Genomic DNA, 3,200 nt, shown 5'->3' on the forward strand with positions numbered 1-3,200 from the left:
TTCGTCGGCAAGCCGAACCCGATGATGTTTCGCAGTGCACTGAACCGCATCGAGGCGCACTCGGAGAACACGTTCATGGTCGGTGATCGGATGGACACCGACGTCGTCGCCGGAATCGAGGCCGGTCTGGAAACGATTCTGGTCTTGACCGGGTCCACCACCCTGGCGGACATCGAGCGATATCCCTTCCGGCCAAGTCGAGTTCTCGACTCCATCGCGGATGCGGTCGAACTGATCTGATTAGGGTGACCGGGTGACCGACGACGAGCGCCTGCCCGGTGAGCCGACCAATGCCGCCTCCGACTCGGCCAGGCCACTCGCCGGGGTGCGGATCATCGAGATCTCCAGTTTCGTCGCCGTTCCGCTGGCGGGAATGACGCTTGCGCAGCTCGGCGCCGAGGTCATCCGCGTCGATCCGGTCGGGGGCGCCGCGGACTACCACCGATGGCCCGTCACCGATGCCGGTGACAGCATCTATTGGGCAGGCCTCAACAAGGGCAAGCGCTCCGCGGCAATCGACGTCCGATCCGCCGACGGCCAACTTCTGATCCAGCGGCTCATCGCGGATGCGGGCATTCTCATCACCAACGTGGCGGGCCGCCAGTGGCATTCGTACGACACGCTGGCCGCGCTGCGGCCCGACCTCATCCACGTCGAGGTCTCGGGTCGTGCGGACGGCGGAACGGGCGTGGACTACACGGTCAACGCGGCGATCGGCTTTCCGCTCGTCACGGGTGCCGTTGAACTCGACGTTCCGGTCAATCACGTGCTGCCTGCGTGGGACGTCGCGTGCGGGCTGTACACCGCCCTCGCGGTCACCACGGCCCTGCGGCACCGCGAGGCCACCGGTAAGGGGCAGCGCATCAGCATTCCACTGGAGAACGTGGCGCTCGCGACCGCGGGCAACCTGAGCTTCCTGACCGAGGTGATGATCAACGGCACGCCGAGGGAGCGGATCGGCAATTCGGTATTCGGGCAGTACGGGCAGCAGTTCGCCAGCTCCGATGGTGTCGCCTTCATGGTCGTCGCGCTGACCGGGCGCCACTTCCGGGATCTGACCGAGCTGACTGGAACGGCCAAAGCCGTTGCGGCGCTTGGCCAGACGCTTGATGCAGACTTCACCGACGAGGGCGACCGGTATCGCCATCGTGACGCACTCACCGGGCTCTTCACCGTGTGGTTCACCGCGCACACCGCCGACGAGGTCGCGGCCGCGTTGTCGTCGACGTCCATCCTGTGGGAGCGCTACCGAACGTTCGCCGATGTCGTCGACGACGAGAAGGTCACCGACAACCCGCTGTTCACGAGTCTGGCTCAGCCGCGAATCGGTGAATACCTCGCACCGGGCCTGCCCTTGTCGATCGATGGCAGCTATCCGAAGGCAGTAGCCGCCCCGGCACTCGGAGACCACACCGCGGAGGTGTTGCGCGAGGTGGGGGTCAGCGACGACGAACTCGGCCCGCTCTTCGAGAGGGGCACCGTGGCATGAGCCGTCTCCAGGCGCTGCTCGACGTTCGACCGGGCAGCGACTCGCAGGCGTGGATCGGGCCTGCCAGCGGACCGGAGGGCAAGCGCGCCTTCGGTGGTCAGTTCATGGCGCAGAGCCTTGCCGCTGCGGCCAGGACCGTCGATGCCGAGAAGCTGCCGACCAACATGCATTTGCAGTTCCTGCGCGGTGGTGAGGCCGGCGAGGCGGTGGAATACACCGTCATACCCGTCTTCGACGGACGGACGACGGCGGCTCGCCGGGTGGAGGGCAGGCAGGCTGATCGGCTGCTGACGACGGCCAGCGTGTCGTTCGCCTCTGCCCTGGCCGGACCCGAGCACGGCCGCGTCGACGTTGCCTGCGCCCATCCCGACTCGTTGCCGCGGACCGGCCCGGTAGGCCCGGCTCCGTCGATGCCGTTGGAGGAGATCGACATTCGCGTCGACGACGATCGCGTTGGCGGCGAGTTCGTGCGACGGCTGTGGTGGCGGGTGACGGTGCCGATTCCCGCCGAACCGTTGCTGCACACCGTGATCGCGGCCTACGTCACCGACGTCTACATGATCGACCCGGCGCTTGCCGTGCACGGTCACTCGATGATGGCCCGCACCCACCGCAGTGGGACGACCGATTCATCGATCTGGTTTCACCGCCCGGTCCGTGCCGACGAGTGGAATCTCCTCGAGTGCCGGTCGCCCGCCGCGGCCCGCGGTCGAGGGCTGGTCACTGCCAGCCTGATCGGCGTGGACGGCGCGATCGCCGCCACTTTGACGCAGGAGGGGCTCATTGCGGAACGGCAGCCTTGACCGCGGCGATCGACGATCACGAAGTCCTCTGCGTAGCAATGTCACGAGCTGGGTGAGGATCACCCCGACGACGATCGATGCGATGACCCCGAGGGCCGTGTGCTCACCGAACAGGGGATAGACCTGAAAGTGGGTCAGGTAGACATAGAGTGAAGCCTCGGCGATGAGCCCGGCGGACACGGTGAAGACCGCTGGGCAGCGGATGGCGGGCAGCCAGATCAGCAGCGCGAGTCCGGCGAAGACCAGAGCTTCCCGATGGGGGTTGCCGAAGTACCCGACGATGCTGACCGCGAGTGCGACGGTGACGGCGAGACGCTGCCAGACGTGCGATGCCTTGGCCGCCGCCCATCCGACCGCGAAGAACCAGAATGCCAGCATGGTGAACCAGGCGCCGTTGCCGAAGCCGAGGTCGAGGACGTCATAGCGCAAGGCGAGTCCGACGGCGAGGAACGCCACGGCGAAGCCGAACGGCCACCGTCGTTCCAACAGATCGCCAAAACGCAGCCAACACACCCCGAGCAGCCCGACCAGGATCCAGACGATCACCTCGACGAACCAAAGTCGGCCTGCCGTCATGCTGTCGTCGGGGCCGAGAAACTTGTTGGCCAGCAACAGGTTCGTCGCGGTGTAGTCGTCGGTGACGAGCATCGCGAACGCGATCCACAGCAGCGATGGCACCGCGATCCACGCGAGCGTGTTCCGCAAGTGCCTCACCCGGTCGACACGGGACACCGGGGTCAGACAGAAGCGGCCGAAGTTGTACCCGGCGATGCCGAGCAGGATGTGCGCACCACCCCACAGCGTCCACAGCCCGGCGTGCGACCCGACGACCAACACGATCGCCGCGGCACGCAGTGCGACGCTGGTCTCCAGCGTGGCACCCCACCGTCGGCGAGTGGGGCGAATGG

The 3,200-nt window shown here is 66.7% G+C and carries 2 protein-coding genes and 2 pseudogenes; 3 read left to right on the forward strand and 1 reads right to left on the reverse strand.

The window, feature by feature from the left end; genetic code table 11:
• The 3 genes and pseudogenes from QOD90_RS12070 to QOD90_RS12080 all read left to right on the forward strand — a co-directional run.
• On the forward strand, positions 1 to 240 hold a 240-nt coding region (locus QOD90_RS12070; RefSeq protein WP_526349927.1), incomplete at its 5' end, for an HAD-IA family hydrolase.
• 13 nt (positions 241 to 253) lie between these two features.
• The gene (locus QOD90_RS12075; protein ID WP_526349929.1) at positions 254 to 1,489 is read left to right on the forward strand and encodes a CoA transferase; all 1,236 of its coding nucleotides are present in this window, start codon (positions 254 to 256) and stop codon (positions 1,487 to 1,489) included.
• A pseudogene (locus tag QOD90_RS12080) lies at positions 1,486 to 2,214 on the forward strand (acyl-CoA thioesterase); the annotation flags it as partial. The gene QOD90_RS12075 and the pseudogene QOD90_RS12080, both read left to right, overlap by 4 nt.
• Here QOD90_RS12080 and QOD90_RS12085 read toward each other — a convergent pair.
• A pseudogene (locus QOD90_RS12085) lies at positions 2,119 to 3,200 on the reverse strand (AMP-dependent synthetase); the annotation flags it as partial. The pseudogenes QOD90_RS12080 and QOD90_RS12085 overlap by 96 nt on opposite strands.

The sequence above is a fragment of the Mycobacterium sp. genome, assembly GCF_032161845.1.
Taxonomy (GTDB): domain Bacteria; phylum Actinomycetota; class Actinomycetes; order Mycobacteriales; family Mycobacteriaceae; genus Mycobacterium.